Annotated in this window: 20 protein-coding genes; 16 read left to right on the forward strand and 4 right to left on the reverse strand. The window is 71.9% G+C overall.

What is annotated here, in order from left to right; all coding sequences use genetic code 11:
• Positions 1 to 46: 46 nt before the first annotated feature.
• Positions 47 to 1711, forward strand: a complete 1665-nt coding sequence (locus tag BLQ63_RS08170) for a serine/threonine-protein kinase (RefSeq protein ID WP_177154837.1) — start codon at positions 47 to 49, stop codon at positions 1709 to 1711.
• 54 nt (positions 1712 to 1765) lie between these two features.
• Here the strand turns inward: BLQ63_RS08170 and BLQ63_RS08175 are convergent, their stop codons facing one another.
• Positions 1766 to 2398, reverse strand: a complete 633-nt coding sequence (locus tag BLQ63_RS08175) for an FMN-dependent NADH-azoreductase (RefSeq protein WP_091031434.1) — start codon at positions 2396 to 2398, stop codon at positions 1766 to 1768.
• 147 nt (positions 2399 to 2545) lie between these two features.
• Between BLQ63_RS08175 and BLQ63_RS08180 the strand changes: the two genes are divergently transcribed.
• The 5 genes from BLQ63_RS08180 to BLQ63_RS08200 all read left to right on the forward strand — a co-directional run bounded on the left by BLQ63_RS08180 (position 2546) and on the right by BLQ63_RS08200 (position 8784).
• Positions 2546 to 3199 carry a TetR/AcrR family transcriptional regulator gene (locus BLQ63_RS08180; protein ID WP_091031437.1) on the forward strand — a complete coding sequence of 218 codons (654 nt, stop codon included), beginning with the start codon at positions 2546 to 2548 and terminating at the stop codon, positions 3197 to 3199.
• Positions 3200 to 3331: 132 nt separating this feature from the next.
• The gene (locus BLQ63_RS08185) at positions 3332 to 6709 is read left to right on the forward strand and encodes a DUF4132 domain-containing protein (protein WP_143014807.1); all 3378 of its coding nucleotides are present in this window, start codon (positions 3332 to 3334) and stop codon (positions 6707 to 6709) included.
• A gap of 268 nt (positions 6710 to 6977) precedes the next feature.
• The gene (locus tag BLQ63_RS08190; RefSeq protein WP_091031443.1) at positions 6978 to 7139 is read left to right on the forward strand and encodes a ribbon-helix-helix protein, CopG family; all 162 of its coding nucleotides are present in this window, start codon (positions 6978 to 6980) and stop codon (positions 7137 to 7139) included.
• A complete protein-coding gene (locus BLQ63_RS08195) occupies positions 7136 to 7483 on the forward strand; it encodes a VOC family protein (protein ID WP_091031446.1) in 348 nt (115 codons plus the stop codon). The genes BLQ63_RS08190 and BLQ63_RS08195 overlap by 4 nt, the downstream gene beginning before the upstream one ends.
• Entirely contained in the window at positions 7480 to 8784 is a 1305-nt protein-coding gene (locus BLQ63_RS08200; protein WP_091031450.1) for an MFS transporter, read from the forward strand. The genes BLQ63_RS08195 and BLQ63_RS08200 overlap by 4 nt, the downstream gene beginning before the upstream one ends.
• 289 nt (positions 8785 to 9073) lie before the next feature.
• Here the strand turns inward: BLQ63_RS08200 and BLQ63_RS08205 are convergent, their stop codons facing one another.
• Positions 9074 to 10069: a LacI family DNA-binding transcriptional regulator gene (locus tag BLQ63_RS08205; RefSeq protein ID WP_091031453.1), complete on the reverse strand. Its 996-nt coding sequence runs from the start codon at positions 10067 to 10069 to the stop codon at positions 9074 to 9076.
• Between the two features lie 150 nt (positions 10070 to 10219).
• Between BLQ63_RS08205 and BLQ63_RS08210 the strand changes: the two genes are divergently transcribed.
• The 9 genes from BLQ63_RS08210 (at position 10220) to BLQ63_RS08250 (ending at position 19792) form a co-directional block, all read left to right on the forward strand.
• A complete protein-coding gene (locus tag BLQ63_RS08210; RefSeq protein ID WP_218125139.1) occupies positions 10220 to 11476 on the forward strand; it encodes a sugar ABC transporter substrate-binding protein in 1257 nt (418 codons plus the stop codon).
• 1 nt (position 11477) lies between these two features.
• Positions 11478 to 12596 carry a carbohydrate ABC transporter permease gene (locus BLQ63_RS08215; protein ID WP_091031460.1) on the forward strand — a complete coding sequence of 373 codons (1119 nt, stop codon included), beginning with the start codon at positions 11478 to 11480 and terminating at the stop codon, positions 12594 to 12596.
• Positions 12593 to 13459 (forward strand): carbohydrate ABC transporter permease, encoded by an 867-nt coding sequence (locus BLQ63_RS08220; protein ID WP_218125140.1) that lies wholly within the window; start codon positions 12593 to 12595, stop codon positions 13457 to 13459. Before BLQ63_RS08215 ends, BLQ63_RS08220 begins: the two co-directional genes overlap by 4 nt.
• Positions 13456 to 15330: a glycogen debranching N-terminal domain-containing protein gene (locus BLQ63_RS08225; RefSeq protein ID WP_091031463.1), complete on the forward strand. Its 1875-nt coding sequence runs from the start codon at positions 13456 to 13458 to the stop codon at positions 15328 to 15330. The genes BLQ63_RS08220 and BLQ63_RS08225 overlap by 4 nt, the downstream gene beginning before the upstream one ends.
• An 87-nt stretch (positions 15331 to 15417) precedes the next feature.
• Positions 15418 to 15765, forward strand: a complete 348-nt coding sequence (gene clpS, locus BLQ63_RS08230) for an ATP-dependent Clp protease adapter ClpS (RefSeq protein WP_091031467.1) — start codon at positions 15418 to 15420, stop codon at positions 15763 to 15765.
• Positions 15765 to 16340, forward strand: a complete 576-nt coding sequence (locus BLQ63_RS08235; protein ID WP_091031470.1) for a DUF2017 domain-containing protein — start codon at positions 15765 to 15767, stop codon at positions 16338 to 16340. Before clpS ends, BLQ63_RS08235 begins: the two co-directional genes overlap by 1 nt.
• 88 nt (positions 16341 to 16428) lie before the next feature.
• Entirely contained in the window at positions 16429 to 16779 is a 351-nt protein-coding gene (locus BLQ63_RS08240; RefSeq protein ID WP_218125141.1) for an ArsR/SmtB family transcription factor, read from the forward strand.
• A gap of 510 nt (positions 16780 to 17289) precedes the next feature.
• Positions 17290 to 17613: a hypothetical protein gene (locus BLQ63_RS08245; RefSeq protein ID WP_091031477.1), complete on the forward strand. Its 324-nt coding sequence runs from the start codon at positions 17290 to 17292 to the stop codon at positions 17611 to 17613.
• Positions 17614 to 17689: 76 nt separating this feature from the next.
• Positions 17690 to 19792, forward strand: coding sequence for a hypothetical protein (locus BLQ63_RS08250; RefSeq protein WP_091031479.1), 2103 nt, complete (start codon positions 17690 to 17692; stop codon positions 19790 to 19792).
• 155 nt (positions 19793 to 19947) lie between these two features.
• Here the strand turns inward: BLQ63_RS08250 and BLQ63_RS08255 are convergent, their stop codons facing one another.
• Together BLQ63_RS08255 and BLQ63_RS08260 are read right to left on the reverse strand one after the other, a co-directional pair.
• The gene (locus BLQ63_RS08255; protein WP_091031483.1) at positions 19948 to 22392 is read right to left on the reverse strand and encodes an MMPL family transporter; all 2445 of its coding nucleotides are present in this window, start codon (positions 22390 to 22392) and stop codon (positions 19948 to 19950) included.
• Between the two features lie 43 nt (positions 22393 to 22435).
• Positions 22436 to 23068, reverse strand: a complete 633-nt coding sequence (locus BLQ63_RS08260) for a TetR/AcrR family transcriptional regulator (RefSeq protein WP_218125142.1) — start codon at positions 23066 to 23068, stop codon at positions 22436 to 22438.
• Positions 23069 to 23270: 202 nt separating this feature from the next.
• On the opposite strand from BLQ63_RS08260, the gene BLQ63_RS08265 reads away from it, so the two are divergent.
• The coding region (locus BLQ63_RS08265; protein ID WP_143014808.1) for an RICIN domain-containing protein at positions 23271 to 23838 on the forward strand (568 nt) is incomplete at its 3' end.

The following is a 23838-nucleotide window of genomic DNA, read 5'->3' on the forward strand; positions in this document are numbered from 1 at the left end:
GAGCCGGACCTGGCTGCGGCCCAGTCCTTCTACGCGAGGAGTCCCCTTGAAGCCCTTGTCCTCCAACGACCCCGAACAGATCGGCCCCTACCGAACCATCGCCGAGCTGGGGCGCGGCGCGATGGGGCGCGTACTGCTCGGCGCCGGCCCGGACGGGCGGCTGGTCGCCGTCAAGATGATCCGCGAATGGCTGGTCGAGGACGAGGAGTTCAAGGCCCGCTTCCGCGAGGAGGTGCGCAAGTCCCGGCAGGTGTCGGGTCACTACACCGCCGCCGTGGTCAAGGCCGGCCCCGAGGACCCGCTCCCGTGGCTCGCCTCCGAGTTCCTCCGCGGCCCCACGCTGGGCATGGCGATCGAGGCGGGAGGCCCGCTCCCCGAACCGGCGGTGCTCCGCCTGGCGGCCGGGCTCGCCTCGGCCCTGGAATCCATCCACGAGGCCGGGGTGATCCACCGGGACCTCAAGCCGGGCAACATCCTCCTGGAGGCGAGCGGCCCCCGTGTCATCGACTTCGGCATCGCCCGCGCGATCGAGGGCTCCGACCTCACGCGTACCGGCGCCGTCATCGGCACGCCGGGTTTCATGTCGCCCGAACAGGTCCGGTCGCAGCCGATCACCGCCGCCTCCGACGTGTTCTCGCTCGGCTCGGTGCTCGTCCTGGCCTGCACGGGAGACAGCCCGTTCGCGGCCGCGTCCACCCTGGACATCATGAACAGCGTGGTCCGGGCCGATCCCGACCTGGACGGCGTGCCCGAACGCGTCCGCGCCATCGCCGCGCGCTGCCTCGTCGTCGACCCCGCGGACCGGCCCGGCCCGGGCGAACTCCTGGAACTCATCGGCCCGGTCGCGCCGACGTCGCGGCCCTGGCCCGACGCCGTCACGGCCCTGGCGGACGAGCAGGAGCGCGAGCTCATGCGCCTGCTCGACAACGCGGGGGAGGACCGCACCCTCGTCGACAACGGTCCGACGATGGTCACCGACCCGAACCGGCCCACCTGGGCCGCCCCGCCCGCGGCTCCCCGATCGGATCCGCCTCGCAAACCCGCCTCCGATCGGCCGCGCGGCAAACCGACGCCACCCGACCCGCCTCGCCGCAAGCCGGCCTCGCCGCCGAAGCCGGGGCCCGAGATCAACGTCCCGCCCGTGGCGCCGCCCGGCTCCGGCGACCAGTCGCAGGTGCGCACCGGCGCCGGAGCGGCCGCGTTCTTCATCTGCATCGCCGTCATCGGGGCCCTGCTGTGGTACGCGAACCGCGACGACGACGAGGACTCCGGAACCCTGTCCGACAGCCATGCGGCGTACGTCCAGGACTGCCAGGACGCCGGATACACCGAGTCGGAGTGCGAGTCCTCCTGGTCGAACGATCCGTCATCCACTTGGGACGGTGAGTTCTTCGCTGAGGAGGAGGACGACGCCTACTACGAGGACGAGGAGTTCGCGGAGACCACCGCATCGGGCCCGTCGGAGTCGGAGGTCTACAAGCAGGAGTGCCAGGACGCCGGGTACTCCCAGTCGGAGTGCGACACGTCCTGGATCAACGACCCCTCATACACCTGGACCGGAGTCCTCTACGACGAGAACGGCTCCACCGGCCTGACGCAGCGCGACCAATACGTCCTGGACTGCCAGGCGGACGGCTACTCGCTGGAGGACTGCGAGTACTCCTGGATCCACGACCCCTCGTACACCTGGACCGGCGAGATCTACTACTGAGCGCGGCGCCGCGCCCGGATCGGGAAGGCCGATCCGGACGCGGCGCCCAGACCGTCAGTTTCCGGCGATCGCCCGGCCGGCCTCCTTGGCCGCCGCCAGCGCCTGCTGGTGCTGCTCGGCGGCAAGGCCGCGGAGGCTTTCCATGGCAGGGTTGGTTCCGGCGAGGGTGAGCTCGCGCTTGACCACCGTCAGGTCGGCGCCCCAGAGGTCGCCGATCACGCGCTCGAGGTACGGCGTGGAGTGGTCCCAGCCGTGGCGGGGCGTGCCGGGGCCGTAGCCGCCGCCGATGGACGTGACGAGGACCGTGGGCGTGCCCTTGAGGACCGGGGTGGTCGCCCCGGCGCCCGAGATGACCAGGTCGGCCCAGGTCTTGAAGTGCTGCGAGACGCCGTAGTTGTAGAGCGGGACGGCCAGGATCGCCGCGTCGGCGGCCTGGATCTCCTCGGCCAGTTCGGCGGCCAGCTCCAGGGCCCGGCGGTGCGACTCGTCGCGCTGGTCCTCGGGGGTGAAGCCGCCGACCGTGGCGTGCACCCATGCTTCGGAGGGCAGGGGGTCGGTGCCCAGGTGGCGACGGGTGACGGTGCCTCCGGCGTGGGTCGCCGACCACTCGGCCTCGGCGAGATCGGCGATCTCGGCGCTGGTCGAGGTGCCGGGCAGGATGCTGGCGTCCAGGCGGAACAGATTCATGCGTGTTGCTCCTTGAGCGGGTGAACCGCGTTCGCGGTTGTCCGGTGGACCGCGTGGGCGGTCGGGTGCGGGACCTCGCCGTTGAGATCCTCGCTCAGTCTAAACGGACTTTACCCCGCTTATATTTCCAGCAGGTAGATTGATCTCGTGGACCGACCTCTCGTGCAACTGGGCAAGCCGCGCGCCGAGCGCGCCGACGCCAGGCGCAACCGCCTGCGCCTCTTGGAGGTCGCCCGCGAGATGATGGCCGAGCACGGCACCGCGAACGTGACGATGGACTCACTCGCCGAGCGGGCCGGACTCGGCAAGGGCACGGTCTTCCGCCGCTTCGGCACCCGCGCCGGGATCTTCAAGGCCCTCCTGGACGAGGAGGCGCACCGGTTCCAGGAGCAGGTCATCTCCGGTCCGCCCCCGCTGGGCCCCGGAGCGGGACCGGTCGAGCGCCTGATCGCCTACGGCCGGGTGCGCATCGAATTCCTCATCGCCAACCTCGCGGTCGCGCAGGCCGCGATGGAGCGCGACATCAGGGCGCCGGCCGTCGAGGTCGACATGACGCAGATGCATCTGCGGATGCTCCTGGGGCAGGCCGACCTCGACGTCCCCGATCTGGACATCCTCGCGACCCAGCTCTCGGCCGCGCTCGAAGGCCCGCTGCTGCTGTACCTCGCCTCGGCCCCGCCCGTCGAAACGCTCGACGCCGAGCCCGCGCGGCGCCTCGCCGACGGCTGGCAGACCCTTGTCGAACGGCTCTTCGGCATCGACGCCCCGCGGGGGACCGAAGGCGATGCGCCCCAGCGGTGACCGTCCCGCTCGGTGGCCGCCCGCCTCCGGACAGTGTCCATTTGAGTGCCTTGAAATGCCAACGCGGCCAACGAAACCGGTGCGCCGCAGGTCGGTGGCGCCATGTCGGTGCCTCCCTTTAAGCTGCGCGACATGACCCAGACCGAGACGTTCCCCGACGAAGACCAACTCCGGCTCCCCGCGCGATGGCGCCGGCACGTGATGCCCCGCCGCGGCCGCGACTTCGCGAACACCGACCTCGACACCGCGGTCGATCCGGCCGCGTCCGAGGCCGTGGCCCTGCGGATCGCCGAATTGCGGCCGCTGATCGAGGAGGAGTTCCTCAAACGGGACGAGAAGGTCTACCGCCCCGCGGTGGCCGCCCGCCTCCGGGGACTGGCGGACCCGGTCGGGGCCGCCGCCCTGATGCACCTGCTGGACAGCACCGAGACGAACAGCCTCGGATACAACCACACGATCACCGCCGCGGCCCGCCTGCGGCACCTCGACGCCTGGATCGCCGACCACGGCCTCGCCTTCGCCGCCGTCGCCGTCCTCGAGTCGGCGATGATCTACCACTCGACGTACTACCGCGACGGCCGCCTCGTCACCATCGGGCGCATCGGCACCCACTCCGAACTGCAGGAAACCGAAGGCTGGCGACTGGCGCAGCCGGCGGTCAACCGCGTCCGCTCGCTCCTGGCCGCGGCGCCCGAAGCCGAGTACCGGGAGGCCGTCGCGGCGGTCGACGCCCGCCGCACCGATCTGCAGCGGCGCATCGGCGCGGCGATCCTCATGCCGGACGAGGCCGACTGGGCCGAGGAGGCCGTGACGGCGTCCATCGGGTACATCGCGAAATACCGCATGGACGATTGGATGCGCTGGTCGATCTTGGCGGACCCGCGGCACCTGCATCTCGTAGAACAGCGCGGCTTCGTCCACGGCGACATCAGCGACCGCACACTCGCACCGTTGGTGGAAGGCCTCGGGACCGCCGTGCTCCCGCTGCTGACCCGCGTCATGGACCACATGTTCGCGCGGATGTCCAAACCCGCCCGCGCCGCCCTCATGACCGCGATCGGCCTGCTCCCCTCCGACGAGGCCGTCGCCTACCTGGTCGACAAGCTGGAACTGCCCGGCGCGCTCAACGCCGTGACCGCGACCGCCGCACGGTTCCCGGTGCGCACGCTCCGCGTCGTCGCCGCCCGCGTCGAGACCGCCGAACCCGCCGCGCGGGAACGACTCGCGGGCCTCGTCAAGTCCTCCCCGGCACTGGCCGACGCGCTGGACCGAACCGACGACGCGACCCGCCGGGCGATCGCGGCGCTCACCGCATCGCCCGACGAGCTGCCCGCCGCACCCGCCGGCGCGCTGCCGCCGCTGCTGGTCGACCCGGTCTGGAAGCGCAAGCGCCGCAAGCAAGAACGGCCCGTGATCGAAGGCCTGGCGCCCGCGCTCGAGACCCGCCTCGTCTGGGACGACCCCGAAGAGGAGCGGCGCTGGGCGACCCTGCGCGACCACGACCCGTACACGAGCTTCGGGGAGAAGCAGGAGGCCCGAGTGCTCGCGCGCCTCGAGGAGCACGGCGACATCCTCGACGCGGCGATCCTCTTCGCCTGGGCGCGTCTCGAGTTCGTCCAGCCGCTGCTGGAGCGGTGGGACGGCACCGCCCGCTACACCGGCATCGCGGAACTCCAGCGGATCCTCGGCCGGTTCGGACCGCCGGTCGCCGACCGCGTCGTCGCCCTTCTCAAAGGCCGCCCCGCGCTCGCCGAAGCGGTCATGCCGATCCAGAGCCTCGCGGCCGCCAGGCTCGCCGCAGACTGGCTCACGCGCTCCAAGTCCGTGGCGCCCATCGCGAAACGCTGGCTGGCCCGGCACACCGCCGCGGCCGCGCACCTGCTCGTCCCCGACGCCCTGGGCCCCGACGCCGCCGCCCGCCGCGCCGCGACCACGACGCTGCGGTACCTGATCCTTACCCACGGCGCCGAACCGGTGGCCCACGCCGCCAAGGAATACGGTGACGCCGCCGCTGCGGCGATCGACGCGCTCATCGCCGCCGACCCGCTCGACCCGCTCGACGCCAAGATCCCCAAACCGCCGGCGTGGGCCGCGCCGAACATGCTGCCGCAGATCCTCCTCGAAGGACGCGAGGCCGCGCTGCCGGCCGAGGCAGTGAGCCACGTGACCACCGTGCTCGCCCTCGACAGCCCCGAGTTCCCCTACGCCGGCGTCGAAGTCGTCGCCGAGGCCTGCGACCGGGCCTCGCTCACGCGGTTCTCCTGGGCGCTGTTCGAACTGTGGACCGCCGTCGGCTCGCCCGCCAAGGACCGGTGGGCCTTCACGCAGCTCGCGCGCTTCGCCGACGACGACACCGTCGCCGAACTCGCCGCGCTGATCCGCCGCTGGCCCGGCGACGGCCAGCACAAGCGGGCCGTCACCGGCCTGGAGGTCCTGGGCGACATCGGCACCGAGACCTCCCTGCGCGCGCTCCACGTGATCTCCAGGAAGGTGCGCTTCAAGGCGCTGAAACTGGAGGCCGGCAAGCAGATCGAGACGGTCGCCGAGCGCCTCGGCCTCACCACCGAACAGCTCGCCGACCGGCTCGTGCCCGACTTCGGGCTCGACGGCGACACGAGCCTCGTCCTCGCCTACGGGCCGCGGCGGTTCACCGTCGCCTTCGACGAGCAGCTGAAGCCGGTCGTGTCCGATGAGGACGGCAAGCCGCTCAGGAGCCTGCCCAGGCCGAACGCGGACGACGACGCCGCGCTCGCCGACGCCGCGTACGAGCGCTTCGCGCAGCTGAAGCGGGACCTGCGCACGGTCGCGAAGGAGCAGGTGCGCCGGCTCGAGCACGCCATGGTCGCGGAACGCTCCTGGACGGTGCCCGAGTTCCAGGAGTTCTTCACCGACCATCCGCTCATGCGCCATCTCGCCCGGCGCCTGGTGTGGCTGGCCGAGTCCGGCGGCGAGCCGTCCGGTTTCCGCATCGCCGAGGACGGGACCTTCACCGACGCCGCCGACGACCGGTTCGACCTGCCCGGCGACGCGCGAGTCCGCCTGGCGCACCCGCTGCGGCTCGGCGACCGGCTCGCCGCCTGGGCCGAGATCTTCGCCGACTACGAACTCCTGCAACCCTTCTCGCAGCTCTCGCGCCCGATCCTGGGCTTCACCGAGGAGGAGCTGCGCACCGGCCGCGTCACCCGCTTCGACGGCGCGACGCTCAAGTCCGGGAGCGTCCTCGGCCTGGCCCAATGGGGTTGGCGCCGCGGTCCCTCCAACAGCTGGTGGGTCGAACCGGGCTTCCACCGCCCGCTCCCGGCGGGAGGGTTCGTCGTGGTCGGCCTCGATCCGGGCATCGACAGCTATGAAGGCAGGGTCGACGGCGCGAAGATCCAGACCGTCAGCTCGGTGCATCTGTCCGAGGACGCGGACTACACCGCGCTCGGCGAAGGCGGGGACCACCCGAGGGACATCGACCCGCTGACCGCCTCCGAAGTCCTCGGCGCGCTCGCCCGCATCACCGCATAGGCGACCGCCAGGGCCTGTTCCCGAACCCCCGGCGAGGCGGTGTCCGAGGCCATCGGGTCGCTCGCCGCGTTCACGGCTCGCGAGCTTCGCCGAAGCCGCGGAAAGGCCTTCGCGCATGGAGGCCCCTCCGCGGCGAGCGGGCCGATGGACCGGACGGCGACCGGCAGCGGTCCGTGAACAGGCCCTGGGCGGTCCGAGACCGACCGCCCGAGCCGGCAGACGGCTCGACGGCTCGACGGCAGTACTCTAGCTTGCTAGCATTCTAGCCATGGAGGCGAAACGCCAGTTCAACATCTACCTGCCCGCCGACCTGGTGCAGCGGGTGAAGCACGCGTCGGTCGACGCCGACCTGTCGCTGTCGGTGTTCGTCGAGCGCGCGCTCGAAGAGCACCTTCGGCGCCTCGCCGATGACAAGGAGGGCTCGTCATGAAGGCGACGCCGATCCGCTACAGCGCCGACGTCGAGGCGACGACACGGTTCTTCACCGCCCTCGGCCTGGACGTCGACGCGGTCTCCCGGCCCGGTTCCTGGGTCGAGCTCGCCGCCGACGCGGGCACGGTCGCGGTCCACCGGGCCGCACCGGGTGACGAGGGCCGGTGCGAACTCGCCTTCGAGGCCGACGAACCGCTGGAGGCGGTCGCCGAGCGGCTGCGCGCCGCCGGATTCGACCCCGGCCCGGTGATCGACGAGAGTCACGGCCGGTCGATCCGCGTGCAGGATCCGGACGGCGTGTGGGTCCAGATCAACCGGAACGACCGCCGGCTCTTCACGTGAGCGCCGCGCCGACCCGGGCACCGAACGCCGGCCTGCTCGCGGTCGGCATCGTCGCCCTGGAGTTCGGCGCCGCCGTCACCAGCTTCGTCGCCGGGACCCTCCTGCCGATCGTCGCCGACGACCTCGACGCCCGCGCCCGGCTCAGCCTGCTCCTGGCCGGACCGACCCTCGGGCTGTTCCTCGCGCTGCCCCTCGCCGGCGGCGTCCTCGCCCGGCTCGGGTCCCGCGCCACCCTCGCCGCCGGATTCACCGCGTACCTCGGCGGACTCGCCATCGCCGCTACCGCGACCACCGCGTGGCAGTTCGGCCTCGGCCAGTTCGCCACCGGCCTCGCGAGCGGTCTGCTCGCCGTCTTCGGCGTCAGCTCGGCAATCCGCCATCTGGACGAGCGCCTGCGGGCGCGCGTCGTGGCCGCCTCGTCGGCCATGTGGGTGCTGCCCGCGCTGGTGGGCCCGGCCGCGACGCTGGCCGTCGAACACGTCGCGGGATGGCGGTGGGCGCTGCTGCTCCCGCTGCCGTTCCTCCTGTTCGGACGGACGCTGATCCTGCGGGCGATACGCGGCGAGGCCCCGCGATTCGACGCCCGGCGGCCGGTCCTGCGCACACTGCTCGTACCGCTCGGCGCGGCGCTGGTGGTCATCGGATCCCAAAGGCCCGCAATGGTGGTCGTCGGCACGCTGCTCGCGGTGGCGGGGATCGCCGCGATCATGCCCGCCGGGACGATGCGGCTGCGACCGGGCGCCCCGGCGGCCCTCGCCGCGCTGATCCTCTTCGGCTTCGGGTACTTCGGCGCCGGAGGCCTGATCACGATCCTGCTGACCGACGGCTACGGGACGAGCGTCGGCCGCGCCGCGGCGGTCCTCAGCGCCGCCGCCGTCGCCTGGGGCCTCACGGGCATCGCGGCCGCGAAGCTGAACGGCCGGGGCGTCGGACGCCGCGCGCTCGCAGCCACGGGCATGAGCCTGGCGGCCCTCGGGCCCGCCGTCCTCGCGGTGCTCCTGGTTTTCCACCCCTCGTTCCCGGCCGCCCTGGTCGTCTGGGCCGCAACCGGTGTCGGTGTCGGCCTCGCCTATCCGGCGCTCTACGTGATCGCGACCGCCGGGTCGAGCGGACTGGGAGCCGCCGAACTCGCGGCGGCCGTGATCACCTCGGAGACGGCCGGAGGGCTCCTTGGCCAGGTGGTCGGCGGCGCGATCGTCTCGACCGGCGACGGCGGCCTCCTCGCGGCATACGTGCTGTTCGCCGCCGCTCTCGGCCTGGCGGTCGTCGCGAGCGCCCGCACAGCGGCGCCCGAGTCCTGAGCGGACGCGGCTGCGCGGGCCGGTCCGACTGCGGTTCAAAGCGATCCGATGCCCCAATGTGTCCGCATCGAGCGCGAATGCCGCGGTGTTAGCGATCGCTACGAGCACCCGAACCCCGGGCCGGTGCGGGCGCGCGGGCCGATGCGCCTGCGGCGCAACACGGTCCGACTCCGCACTGACTGCACGCGCCGCGCGCTCCTCGTCGCGAACCCGCCGCCTGCAGGTCCGTTCACCGCTCGACGCCGTGCGGAAGCACCGGGGCCGAGCTCGTCGCTTCGACCGCCTTGGTTCAGCGCACGATGAGCTGCGGCTCCACCAATAGGCCCACCGGGGCCGGCGGGTGCGAGATCCGGCGCTCCTCGGGGCCCATGAGCATGTCGAGCAGGCCCGCGGCCACGCGCTCGGGCAGCTGCTCGACGCTGGAGATGCCCAGCGCCTCGGCCGCCGCCGTGTTGTCGAACCCGACGATGCGCAGGCCGGGCCTGCCCGCCTCCACCGCTGCCAGGTGCGCGCCGATCGCCAGCGCGTCGCTCGCGCACACGATGCCGTCCACGGCGTCGTCCTTGAGCAGCGTCCGGATCGCCCCTTGCGCCTGGGCCACGCCGTCTTCGCTCGAGATACGCGGCGCCGCTCGGTCGCCCGATCCCGCCGCCATCGCCTCGCGCCAGCCCCGCTCGCGGTCGTCGCCGGTCTCCGAATCCGGCGGCCAGCCCAGGAACGCGACGCGCGGTCCGGCGTCGCCGAGCAGGTACGCGGTCGCGGCGCGCGTGCCGGCGGCGCCGTCGATGTCGACCCACGGGTGGCTCGCCTCCGCGGGATCCTCGGTGCCCCAAGGCCGTCCGAACGCGGCGAACGGCATGTCGCGCTCGCGCAGCCGCTCGGCCCGGCGGTCGTCGCGGGAGGTGCCGGTGAGGATGATCGCGTCGACCTCGCCGCCGTCGGCCAGCTCGTTGATGTGGCGCAGCTCCTCGTCGACGGTCCGCGCGGCGTACAGGAGCACCCGCAGGCCGCGCGTCGCGGCGTGCTCGGTGAGGGCGTGCACGAAGCGGTCGAGGACGACGCCGGAGACGCCGCCGGAGTAGGCGTCGAGCCGGACGCCGATGGTCGAGGTCCGCTGGGTCCGCAGCCGCCGGGCCACCGCGTTCGGCGCGTACCCGAGTGCGGTGATCGCGGCGTCGACCTTCTCGCGGGTGGGTTCGCGGACCTTCGCGGGCGCGTTGATCACGTTGCTGACGGTCTGGCGCGAGACGCCTGCCCGGCGCGCGACGTCCTCGATCGTCACCATTCGGCGATCCTTCACGACGCGGACTCCCTCGGGTACTTGACACGGACGTCCCGGGAATCTTAACGTATGAACGTTCAAATAAAATTTGATCGATCAAAAATTTTGGCGATGCGATCAAATGCAGACGTGCGCGATCAAAGGAGATGCAGCGTGAAACCCACAGCACGCGCCGCGCTGGCGGCCGGGGGCACGGCCCTCGCCGCCGCGCTCGCCCTCACCGGCTGCGGTCAGGGCTTCGACGACACGACCGACGAGGACGCCTCGGGGGAGCTCTCCTCCTCCGACGACCCGCTGACGATCCTCTACGGCGCGAGCGGCGAAGCCGAGACGCAGGCCCTCGAAGCCGCGCTCGCGGCCTGGTCCGAGGAGTCCGGTGTGGAGGCCACCGCCGTGGCCGCGACGAACATGGACCAGGAGCTGTCGCAGGGCTTCGCCTCCGGCTCGCCCGCCGACCTGTTCTACCTCGCCCCCGAGGCCCTCGCGGGTTACGCCGCGAACGGCTCGCTCCGCCCGTACGGCGACGAACTGTCCAACAAGGACGACTTCTATCCGTCGCTGGTCCAGAACTTCACCGTGGACGACGAGTTCTACTGCGCGCCCAAGGACTTCTCGACCCTCGCGCTGGTGATCAACACCGAGATGTGGGCCGAAGCCGGGCTGACCGACGCCGACCTGCCCACCACCTGGGAGCAGCTGGACGCCGCCGCCGAGGCCCTCACGACCGACGACCGCGCCGGCCTGACCTTCGGCGCCGAGTACCAGCGCGTCGGCGCCTTCATGGCGCAGGCCGGCGGCCGCCTCGTCTCCGAGGACGGCGCCACCGCCGTGGCCGACTCGCCCGAGAACCTCGAGGGCCTGTCGTATGTCAAGTCGCACTTGGAGGACGGCACCTTCGCCTACGCCGCCGACCTCGGCGCCGGGTGGGGCGGCGAGGCCTTCGGCAAGGGGCTCGCGGCGATGACCGTCGAGGGCAACTGGGTCACCGGCGCCCTCTCGGCCGACTTCCCCGACGTGCAGTACCAGGTCGTGCCGCTCCCGGCCGGCCCCGCCGGGCCGGGCACCCTCCAGTTCACCAACTGCTGGGGCATGGCCGCCGACAGCCCGAACCAGCAGGCCGCGCTCGACCTCGTCGAGTACCTGACGAGCACCGAGCAGCAGCTCGCGTTCTCCGCGGCGTTCGGCCCGATGCCCTCGATCGAGTCGGCGGCCGACCAGTGGCGGACCGACAACCCCGACCTGGCCGCGTTCCTCGACGGCTCCGACCACGCCACGGGCGTCCCGGTGAACGAGGGCGTCTCCGAGGTCGTCGCGGACATGAACTCGCAGCTGGAGTCGCTGGCGGGCACCGAACCCGAGGAGATCCTCGCGACGGTGCAGAGCAACCTCGAGGCCGTGGTCGGCGGCTGACATGACCCTCGCTCCGCAGACGCCGCGCCGCACCGGGTCCTCAAGCGGCCCAGCGCGAACGGGCCCGGCCCGCCGGGCCCGGCGCGGCGAGGGGACCGCCGGCTGGCTGTTCACGCTCCCGGTCATCGTGATCCTCGGGCTCTTCCTGCTCGTGCCGGTGCTCATGGCGCTGTGGGTGAGCTTCTCCGACTGGACCGGGCGCGGGAGTCCGCTCGCGCCCGGCGTCGGCTTCGTCGGCCTCGACAACTACGCCGAGATCACCTCCGGGGGCGGCCTGCCCGAACGCGACTTCGGCCTGGCGATGCGCAACAACGCCTGGTACGTGCTGCTGGTCGTGCCGCTCCAGACGGGACTGTCGCTGTTCCTCGCGGTCCTGGTCAACCGGGCCGTGCTGCGCGGGCGCGGCTTCTTCCGCACCGCGTTCTACTTCCCGTCGGTCACCAGCTCGGTCGCGATCACCGTGCTGTGGATGTTCCTGTTCTCCTCCTCGGGCGCGGTGAACCAGGTCCTGTCCTGGGTCGGCCTGAGCGGCCCCAACTGGTTCAACGACCCGCGCGGCATCGTCCACGTGGCGCTGTCCTCGATCGGCGTCGACTCGGGCCCGGCCGCGCTCACCGGCTCGGACGCGCTCGGCGTGACCTGGTGGGACTGGCTCTCCGGCCCCTCGGTCGCCATGAGCGCCTTCATCCTCATGGCCGTCTTCACCACCAGCGGCACCTTCATGCTGCTGTTCATCGCCGCGCTGCAGAACATCGGCCCCGAGATCGACGAGGCGGGCCTGATGGACGGCGCCTCCGCCTGGCAGCGGTTCTGGCGCCTGACGCTCCCACAGCTGCGCCCGACCCTGTTCACCGTCCTCACCCTCGGCCTCATCGGCTGCTGGCAGGTGTTCGACCAGATCTACACCGGAACCCAAGGCGCACCGGGCAAGACCACCCTCACCCCCGCGTACCTGTCCTACGAGGCCGCGTTCCGCGACCAGCGGTGGGGCCAGGGCGCGGCCATCTCCTTCATCCTGTTCGCCGTCATCGTCGCCTTCACCCTGTTCCAGCGCTGGGCCCTGCGCGAACGCGACGGCGAGCGACGATTCCGCAAGACCGCGAACGGAGGCGCCCCGTGACCGCCATCGCCAAACCCGCAGGGCCCCAGCGCCGCCGCACCCGGCCGCTCGCCCAGGCCTGCCTGTACGCGGTGCTCGGCGCGCTCGCCCTGGTCTACATCTTCCCGTTCCTGGTCCAGGTCGCCACGTCGTTCAAACCCGACGCCGAAGCGGCCGCGAACACCGTCGCCCTCATCCCGCAGACGTTCACGTTCGCCGCCTACGACCGCCTGTTCGCCCACAGCGACTTCCCGCTGTGGTTCGCCAACTCCGCGGTCGTGACCGTCGCGGCGACCCTCGGCCGGGTCTTCTTCGCGTCCCTCGCCGGGTACGCCCTCGCCCGGCTGCGGTTCCGCGGCCGGAGCCTGGTCTTCGCGCTGATCGTCGCCGTCATGGCCGTGCCCTCCGTGGTGCTGCTCATCCCGAAGTTCCTGGTGCTCAACCAACTCGGCCTGTACGACTCGTACGCGGGCATGATCGTCCCGCTCCTGGTCGACGCCGCGGGCGTGTTCATCATGAAGAACTTCTTCGAGTCGATCCCCGTCTCGATCGAGGAGCAGGCGCGCATCGACGGCGCCGGGCCCTTCCGCACCTACTGGTCCGTCGTGCTCCCGATGGCCCGGCCCGCCCTCGTCACCATCGTCATCCTCTCGTTCCAAGGCTCGTGGAACGAGCTGAGCCACTTCATCGTCGCGACCCAGTCGCCCGAACTGACCACCCTCACCAAGGGCGTCGCCTCCCTCTCGTCGGGCCAGCTGAGCCAGGGCACCCAGTACCCCGTCAAACTCGCCGCCGCCGCGATCATGACGATCCCGGTCGCGATCCTGTTCTTCGTCTTCCAGAAGCACATCGTCAACAAGAGCGAAGGAGCTGTCAAGGGATGAACCCCGGACGCCAGCCACTCCTGCACGACGCCGTCGTGGTCCTCCACGCGCCCACCCAGGCGTGGTCGCGCCCCGGCGGCGAGATGACCGCCGCGATCGACGGCCTGTTCCACGGCGACCGCCGGTTCGCCCGCGGCCTGCGCATCGAGGTCGACGGCGAAGCGCCCGAAGCGATCGGCGCCGCAGAACACGGCCCCCGCACCGCCGTGTTCGACGCGCTGGTGCGCGGCGTCGACGACGCCTCGGCCGACCCGCACGTCGACCTCACCCGCGAACGCGAAGTCGGGGACGGGACCATGCGCGAGACGATCACCCTCGCCTCGGCCGCCGGCCACGCCGTCCGCGCGACCCTGCGGCTGCGGGTCGAACCGGACTTCCGCCCGCTCCAGGACGTCAAGGCCGGCATCGGCGCCGACGCCGACTGGAAGGCCGTCGCCCAAGGCCGCGCCATCGCCGTCACCACCGAGTCCGCCTCGTTCACGGTCGAGTCCGACGCGGGGGAGTGGACCATCGGCACCGAAGGGCCTCGACTCGAATGGCGCCTCGACGTCCCGCCGCACCACAGCGCGACCCTCACCTGGACGATCGCGATGCACGACCGCGACCTGGTCGTCCGCTCCCCGTCCGCACCCGCGCACTGGCACGTGCGCACCGCCGGACTCGAACCGCGACTGGCCCGCTGGCTCGACACCGCCCTCGGCGACCTCGACGCGCTCCGCCTCGCGCTCCCCGACCACCCCGAAGACGCCTTCCTCGCCGCCGGGGCGCCCTGGTTCCTCACCCTCTTCGGACGCGACTCGATCTGGGCCGCAAGGATGCTCATCCCCGTCGACGTGTCGATCGCCGCCTCCACGCTGCGCGTCCTCGCCCGCCTGCAAGGCGTCCGCGACGACGCCGAGACCGAGGAGGAACCCGGCAAGATCCCGCACGAACTGCGCGCCGGCGCGCTGCCCGTCCAAAGCGGCGCCTGGGCGCTGCCGCCCCTGTACTACGGCACCGTGGACGCGACCGCCCTGTGGGTCTGCCTCCTCGTCGACGCCTGGCGCGCCGGAATGTCCATCGCCGACGTCGCCGAACTCGTCCCGAACCTGCGCGCCGCCCTGCGCTGGATCGCGGGCGCCGCCACCGGCGACGGCTTCCTCTCCTACTTCGACCGCACCGGCAAAGGCCTGTCCAACCAGGGCTGGAAGGACTCCGGCGACTCGATCCAATGGCGCGACGGGCGCCTCGCCGACGGCCCCATCGCCCTGTGCGAGGCCCAGGGCTACGCCCACGAGGCCGCCGTCGGCGCCGCCGACCTCCTCGACGCCCTCGGCGAACCCGGCGCCGACGAATGGCGCGACTGGGCCGCGCGCCTGCGCGACCGCTTCAACGAGCGCTTCTGGGTCGCCACCCCCGAAGGCGACTACCCGGCCATCGCCCTCGACCGCGACGGCCGCGCCGTCGACACCCTCACCAGCAACATCGGCCACCTCCTCGGCACCGGCATCCTCGACCCCGACGCCGAGGCGCGCGTCTCCGCGCTCCTCGTCGGCCCCTCGATGGCCTCCGGATACGGCGTGCGCACCATGTCCACCGGCGCCGCCGGATACTGGCCGCTCAGCTACCACGGCGGCTCGGCCTGGGCCCACGACACCGCGATCATCGCCCACGGCATGGCCCGCAGCGGCAACCACCGCGAAGCCTCCACAGTGGTCGACAACCTCCTGAACGCCGCGGAGGGCTTCGGCTTCCGGATGCCCGAACTGCACGCCGGCTACGGCACCGACGAACGCGCCCGGCCCGTCCCCTACCCCGCCGCGTGCCGACCGCAGGCCTGGTCCGCGGCCGCCGCCGTCACCTGCCGCCAGATCGCCGAACCGGCGGCGTGACCGCGCGGGGCCTCCGGACGAGGCCGCGGGTCTCCGGACCAGAGGGCCTCCGGAGACCCCACACGCCCCGATGGCAGCATTGACGCCGTGCCCGTCCATCCGTCATCAGTCACCACGCTCCCGCCGCGCGCCGCCGCGGCCGCCCCGGCCCCGACCCGGCGCGCGGCCCCCGCCGCCACCCCCGCCGAGACCGCCGAACCCGACCGGCCCTGGGTCACCATCGTGCACAACGACCCGGTCAACCTCATGAGCTACGTGTCCTACGTCTTCCGCAGCTACTTCGGGTTCACCGAGGCCAGGGCCGAGCAGCTGATGCTCGACGTCCACAACAAGGGCCGCGCGGTCGTCTCGAACGGCACCCGCGAGGAGATGGAGCGCGACGTGCAGGCCATGCACGGCTACGGCCTCTGGGCCACCCTGAGCCAGGACCGCTGATGGCCCGCCACTTCAAGCGCCGGACCGGCGGCGGCGCCTCGATCATCCTCGAGGCGTTCGAGATCGACCTCCTGCGCGACTGCGCCGAACAGCTCCTCGAACTCCTCGGCCCCGCGGACGGACCCGCCGGCGACGACCCCCTCGCCGCCGCCCTCCACCACGGGCCCAGCGACGCCCCCGACGACCCCGCGCTCAAGCGGCTCTTCCCCGACGCCTACGGCGACGAGGACGACGAGGCGCGCAACGCCTCCGCCGAGTTCCGCCGCTTCACCGAGAACGACCTGCGCGCCCGCAAGCGCACCGACGCCCTCGCCCTGATCGCCTCCCTCGACGCCGCCGGCGACCTCGGCCGCCGCGGCGCCGACGTGCGCCTCGACGCCGACCAGTGCCGCCACTGGCTCGGCACCCTCAACGACCTCCGCCTCGCCTTCGCCTCACGCCTCGGCATCGGCGCCGAAGGCGACGACCGCGCGCTCCTGCGCCTTCCCGACGACGACCCCCGCAAAGCCACCGCGAGCGTCTACTTCTGGCTGACCTGGCTGCAGGACAACCTGGTCGAGGCGATGATGCGCTGACCCGGGCGGTCCGGCGCCCATCGCCGGCAGGTGCCGGAGCTTCGACCGCCGTCGTACCATGGAACCGTCCCGGACGAGAGGAGCCCGCGTGACCCGCCCGCGCACCGCGCCCCGCAGCGTCCACCACCCCGACCTCGACGCGGTCGCCCTCCGGCAGGTCCTGGAGGCGCTGGCCGACCCGGTGCGGCTCGCGCTGGTCTCGCAGCTCGCCCGGTCCGAGGGCCACATCAGCTGCGGCGGCTTCGACGTCCCGGTCGCCGCCTCGACGTTGACGCACCACTGCAACGTGCTGCGCGAGGCGGGCCTGATCCGGCAGTACTACGTCGGTACCGTGAAGCGGAACGCGCTGCGCGCCGAGGAGATGGAGGCGCGGTTCCCCGGTCTGCTCGCGGCGCTCCTCGCCGCCGCCACGGTGGAGTCCCCCGCGGTGGCGGCGTGAGCCGCCGCCTCCGGAACTTCCGGTCCGCAAGTGACCAGAGTGGAATCGCCTTGACTTCTTCACCTGGGGCGCCGGGGTTCGGCGGCGTCGGCGCAATCGATTGCGGCGCCGCCGGAGATGAAGTTCTGGTAACGAAATCGGCACGGTCGCCCGTCGCGGGCGTGTCGCGGCCGTGGCGGTCGCGCACTGCGCGGACGGAAGTGGCTAGCGCGCGCTACATCGCCCCAGTTCAGCGCCCTGCCGGGCCCGGGCGGCCGACCGGTCGCGCGACGGGCGTCCGAGAGGTGCCGGATGCCCGGATTCAGAACAGAGTGTTTATCATTGCCCCCATCTCCGCTCCGAGACCCTGTCCGCCATGGCGAACCCATGGTCGCGGTCGTCAGAGAGCGCTCACCTGCCAGCGGTGCTACTGGCGCGGGGACGCGAACAAGGCTCGACATCTGTTAGCCTCGATCGTGTCAAACGGCTCATCGTCGTATATACCTCGTAATATTCACATAAGGCGATTCCATGGCTGAACGAGTAATCGATCCCGAAGCACTCGAGGAGTACCGGACGCTCATCCGCGAGCAGTTGGACCACCTCGAAACGATCATCCCCAGGCTGGAGAAGGGCCAGAGCCTCGGCCGCGCGCCCGCCTTCGGGCAGATGGACGCCTCCAAGGCCGCCCACGAGAGCTACGCCGCGTTCCACCAGACGACCTGGGACAACCTGCAGGACCTCCGCGGCGCGCTGAACGGCATGATCAAGACCCTCAACGACTCCGCCGAACTGGCCGAGGAGGCCGACAAGGCCGGCGAGGACGAGATGGACCGGTATGAATCCGAGCTTTGACGCGCCCGTCCGCGGCGCCCGCCCGCGCACGCGCCAGTCAGACAACCTCCCTCCTGCCGAGAGCGAGTAGCAGCCGATGTCCGAAGAAGACCCGAAGTTCGAACGCAAGGAGTACGGCGAGCTCGCCGAGGGCCAGTCCAGCGCCGACTACACCACCGCCGTCAACGACCTGCGCGTCAGCCCGCAGTGCAGCCACGACGCGTGCACCAACAGCACCGAGGACCCCGCCGAGCCCGCCTGGGTCAAGCTCATGTCCGCCGTGCCGCAGGCGAACCAGATCACCAGCCTGAAGGCCTCGCGCGAGGGCACCATGCTGCTGCCGGAGGGCCAGACCATCCAGAGCATGGTCGCCTCGATCCGGCCCCAGCCCGAGGCCGACTACGCGCTCGACACGATCCGGGACGAGTGGATCGACTTCCGCGAGGACTTCCTCACCATCGCCCCGAAGCTCGAGCAGGGGCTCTCGACGCTGTCGGGCTTCTGGAAGGGCGAGGACTTCGACGCCTTCGAGGAGCAGACCGAGACGGTCCTGAAGAACTGCAGGACGATCGCCGGCGACATCGCGGGGGAGAACGGCGACGACGGCGTCGTCAAGCTGATCGACGACAAGCAGCTGGAGATCTACGAACAGCAGGGCGGCACGTCCTGCCCTTACCCGGCACCGAAGTTCTACATGCAGGGCACCAGCTGCGGATCGCACCAGATCCACATCCGGCCGCCGTTCTTCAAGAACTGCGAGATCCACAAGAACGACGAGATCAAGAAGGCCGTCGAGCTGGCCGGCTTCGACCCCACCATCATGGACGAGGTGCAGGAGGGCCGCGAGACCACGTACAACCGGTGGCTCGAGTACGTCAACGCCAACCCCGATTACGAGGAGGGCGGCGTCAAGGGCGAGGCCCTGGCGACGAAGAAGGCCGACGAGTTCGCCGACCGGCGCCTGGTCACCTTGGGCGCGCAGGGCTCCGAGCAGCTCGAGGAGGAGTCCGCCCGCGTCAACGAGGAAGTGACCGAGCGCCACGCCAACGCCGAGGCGCACGTCCAGGAGATCACGCCCGACGTCCGCAAGGGCGAGGGCACGACCTTCGACAACGGCGACACCCCCAAGTTCGACAGCGGCGGCCTCGACGGCGGCGACGGCGGCGGTATGCCCGACATCGACGAGGCCGGCGGCATCGACAGCCTCCAGACGCCCCAGGATCTCAGGCCGGTCACCGGCGGCCCCGACACGTCGGGCCTCAACGCGAACGGTCTGAACGGCGGCCCGAACGGCGGCCCGAACAGCCAGACGCCGGCGTTCGCGAACTCCGGCGGGAACCTCGACGGCCTCAACGGGGACAACGCGTTCGGCTCGAACATGCCGGACCCCGACAACGTCAACGGCAGCCTGACCGCTCCGAACGGCAGCGAACTGCCGCCCGGGGGCGACTACTCCGGCGGCGGGCTCAACGGGACGCCGCCCGGCGGGAACTACCCCGGGAGCGATCTCAGCTCGCTCGACGACAACCCCTGGAACGCGGGCGCCGACCCCGACGACGTGACCGGCGGCCTCGCCGGCGGCGGCGGTCTCGGCGGCGGCGGTGGATCGGTGCCGGGGAACATCAGCACCGGCGGCCTCAGCAACGGCGGTCTCGGCGGCGGCAACCCGCCCTCGGGCTACGTGCCCGGCGGCGGTCTCGGCGGCGGCGGGACCACGCCGCGCCGCGTCGGCGGCACCACCGGCCTGAACACCGGCCCGCGCAAGCTCGGCGGCACCAGCGGTGACACCGGGCCGCGCAAGATCGGCGGACGCACGCCCAGCTTCCCCGGAGGCGGCGGTGGCGGCGGCACCGGCTCGATCAAGGGCGGCGGCCTCGGCGGTCCGCCCGGATCGTCGGGCAAGGGCGGCAGCCTCGGCGGCATGAGCGGCGGCGGCTCGGGTGCCGGCGGCGCCGGATCCGGTGGCGGTCGCGGCGGTGGCGTCGGCGGCGCGGGAGCCGGAGCGGGAGGCGCGGGCGCGGCCGGAGCCAAGGGCGGCCTGGCCGGAGGAGCCCACGGCGCCGGCGGCATGATCGGCGGCGGCGCCCCCGGCGGACGCAGGGACGAGGACGGCGAGTCCGAGCGCCAGTTCTGGATCGCCGAGGACGAGGACGTCTGGGGCGGCGGTCCCGAGGACGAAGAGGAAGACCCCTACGCATAGCGGGATTCGGGGCGGGACCGGCGGCGACGCCGGACCCGCCCCTTTCCCGTGCGTGCTGAATGACGTTGGGCGAGAACACGATCGAGCCCCCGGCGGGCACTTCGGGCAGCACTGAGGCCGCCGACCGAACGGTCGGCGGCCTCGGCCCGTGCCGTTTAACCCTTGTCGGCCGCGACCGGTTCGGCCCCGTGCTCCACGTGGGGGTGGCGGCGCTCCAGCGAAGCGCCCTCCACGTCCACGTCGGGCAGGATGCGGTCGAGCCACTTCGGCAGCCACCAGGCCTTGTCGCCCGCGAGGTGCATGAGCGCCGGGATGAGCAGCATCCGCACCACGAACGCGTCGACCAGGACGCCGAAGGCCATCGCGAAGCCGATCGGCCGGATCATCGCGCTGTGGGAGAACATGAAGCCGCCGAACACGGCGATCATGATGATCGCCGCGGCGGTGACCACCGCGCGCCCGGCCTGGAGGCCCTGCACGACCGCGAGCCGCGCGGGCGCGCCGTGCGCGTACGCCTCCCGCATCCCCGAGCCCAGGAACAGCATGTAGTCCATCGCGAGCCCGAACAGGATGCCCACCAGCAGGGTCGGCAGGAAGTTCAGGATCGGGCCGGGGCTCTCCACGCCGAACACGCCTGCGAGCCAGCCCCACTGGTAGATCGCGACCACGCCGCCGAGCGCGGCGAAGTACGACAGGATGAACCCGAGGGTCGCGATGACCGGCACGTAGATCGACCGGAACACCAGGACCAGGATGATCAGCGACAGGCCCACGACCACCACGAGGTACAGCGGCAGCGCGTCGGCGAGCTTGTCGGAGACGTCGATGTTGCCGCTGGCCGAGCCCGCGACCCCGATGTCGTAGACGCCGTCGATCGGCGAGAGGTCCCGCAGCGAGTGCACCAGTTCCTCAGTGGACTCACTGGTGGGGCCGTCCTCCGGCACCACCTGGAACGCGGCCACCGAACCGTCCTCATTGGCCCCGATCGGGGCCACCGCGACCACGTCGTCCTGCTCGAACAGGGCCTGGGCCACCGCGATCTGGTGCGCGGTCAGCTCCGCCTCGTCCGCCGAGGGCGGCAGGTCCGCGACCACCAGCAGCGGGCCGTTGACGCCCGCCCCGAACGACTCCGACACGGCCTCGTACGCCTGGTACTGCGTCGAGTCGTGCGCCTCGGTCGACCCGTCGGGCAGGTTGAGCCGCAGGTCCAGGGCCGGGATCGCCAGGATCAGGAGCCCGACCACGCTCGCGACCACGATCCCGATCGCGCCGAGCACCGTGAACTGGCGCGGCGCCTTGGGCTTCTTCACCGGCCCGTCGCCCGCGACCGCGGCCCGGTCCTTGCGGCCCAGCACCCGCTTCCCCACGAGGCCGAGCAGCGCTGGCGTGAGCGTCACGGCCACCAGGACCGCGACGACGATGCACATCGCCCCGACGGTGCCCATGAGGCCGAGGAACGGCACGCCGGTGACGTTGAGCGCCAGCAGCGCGATCACCACGGTCGCCCCCGCGAACACCACCGCGTTGCCCGAGGTGCCGTTCGCGAGCGGGATCGACTCCTCCAGGTCGTAGCCGTCCTTCAACTGGCGCCGGTGCCGGTTGATGATGAACAGCGAGTAGTCGATGCCCACGGCCAGACCCAGCATGATGCCGAGGATCGGCGTCACCGAGGTCATCTCGACCACGCCCGACAGCGACATGGCCGCCATCGCGCCGACCCCGACGCCCACGAGCGCGTTGAGGATCGGCAGCCCCGCACCGATCAGCGTGCCCAGCATGACGATCAGAACCACCGCTGCCACGACCAGGCCGATGGCCTCGCCGACGCCGAAGACCTCCGGGACGCCCCCGGCGATCTCGGTCGAGTAGTCGACCTGGACGCCCTCGATCGGATCGTCCTCGAACACGCCCGTCAAGCCCGCCTTGGTCTCGTCCGAAAGGGACATCGACTCCTCGGAGAACTGCACCGAGGCGATCGCCGCCGTCCCGTCCTCCGAGACCGTGCGGATCTCCGCGGCCGTCGCCATCAGGGCCGCGCCCTGCTCCAGCTGGGTCCGCTGCGCCTCGAGCTCGGCGCGCCCCTGGTCGAGCGCGGCCTGCTGCGCGTCGAGCTCGGCCAGCGCCTCCCCGTCCGCGCCGGCCGCCTCGGCCCCCTGGCGGGCCGCGTCGAGCTCCGCCTGGCCGGCGTCGAGCTCGTCCAGCCCGGCCTCGATCTGGGACAGCCCCGAGGTCATCGCCTCGGCCTGCGTCGAGCGCTCGGCCTCGGTCGTGAACGGGTCCATGACGCCCTCGACGCCTTCGACGTCCGCGACCTCGGTGAGCGCCTTGCCGATCGCCTCCTGCTGCTCGGCGCTGAAGGCGCCGTCCTCGGCCTGGAAGACGATGGTGCCCGAGCCGCCCGCGGCCTCGGGGAACTCCTCGGCGAGGCGGTCGGTCACCTCGGCGGTCGGGATGTCGGGGATGGTGATGGCGGTGGTGAGCGTCCCGCCCCAGAGCGCGTAGGCGGCGCCCGCGGCGGCGAGCACGAGCACCCACGCCGCGATCACCGTCTTCGCGCGCCGGGCGGCGAGGCGCCCTATCCGGAACAGCAGTTCGGCCATGGCAGTCCTTCGGGTGTTGTGGACGGAAAGTGAAGCGGCGGCGCTACACGGCGGCGTGGCCGTGTCGCACCTTGTCGAGCAGGCGGTCCAGAAGCTCCCGCCACACGCGGTGGGAGTGCTCGTCGACGACGGCTCCGGTGGCGTCGTACCAGTGTCGGTGGATAACGATGAGGCCGCTGGCGATCGAGCCGACCAGCAGGTGCACGTGGAGTTCGTCGGCCTCGGGGTGGCGCTCGGTGATCTGGCGGGCCAGCAGTGCGCTCAATTCGGTGAACGCGCGCAGGAGCATCACGGCCGAGCGCGGGGGCGGCGGGTCCTGGACCCCGCCGAAGACCCGCGTCAGGTACGCCATCGGCTCGACGAGCTCGACGTCGCGGAGGGTCTCGGCGACCTCGTCCAGGATCGAGGCGCCCTCGACCGAGCCGGAGCCGAGCGCGACCTGCTCGAACAGGCCGCCGAGCAGTTCGCCGCACACCGCGATGTGGAGGTCGTCGAGCGTGGCGAAGTGGTTGAAGACGGTGCGCCGCGAGACGTTCGCCCGCTCGGCCAGCTCCTCGACGGTGAAGTCGGTGCCCTCGGTCTCCCGCATGAGCGCCGCGGCCGCGTCGATGATCGCGCGGTGGTGGCGCTCCCGCAGGAGCGAGCGGCGGTCGGTGGTCGGCGGAGTCGGCGGCACGGGGCCACCCTACCCACTCGATGCACTCAGTGCAACTTGTTCACCGGGCGTTCGCCGCCGCTGTCGCGGCACGTCGGGCGGTGCGCGGACGGGGGTCTTGCGAAACCGCACGCAGGTTATGTAAATTGAAGAAATTAAATATCACGAGCATCGATGTCCAGGGCGCCGAACCATCGTGATCCATCCCTCCGAAGGAGCGAACATGTCAGCATCCGCAGCCGTCCGAAGACGGCCGACCCTCACCAGGTCCCGACGCCTGCTCCTCGCGATCGCCGTGGTCGCGATCGGGGCGCTCGCGGCCGGCTCCCTGAGCGTCTGGAACGGCGCGAAGGCCCAGGCCGTCGAGGTCGGCACCTGGTACAACATCGAGTCCCGCCACTCGGGCCTGGTGCTCGGCATCCGGGCCGCCTCGACCGCCAACGGCGCCGAACTCGTCCAATGGAACGCGAACGGCTCCACCGACCAGCAGTTCCGCTTCCTCGACTCAGGCGACGGCTACTACCGTATTCAGGCCCGGCACTCCAATAAGGTCGTCGACGTCGCCTCCGGCAGCACCGCCGACGGCGCGCTGGTCCAGCAGTGGGGCGACGCGAACTCCACGAACCAGCAGTGGCGCGTCACCGAGAGCGGCGGCTACGCCACGTTCGTCAACCGCGCCACCGGCAAGGCCCTCGACCTCTGGGAGTGGTCGACCGTCAAGGGCGCCAGGGTCTCCCAGTACACGCCCACCGGCGGCGTCAACCAGCAGTGGAAGCTCGTCAAGGCCGGCG

The sequence above is a fragment of the Glycomyces harbinensis genome (assembly GCF_900101745.1).
GTDB classification, from domain to species: domain Bacteria; phylum Actinomycetota; class Actinomycetes; order Mycobacteriales; family Micromonosporaceae; genus Glycomyces; species Glycomyces harbinensis.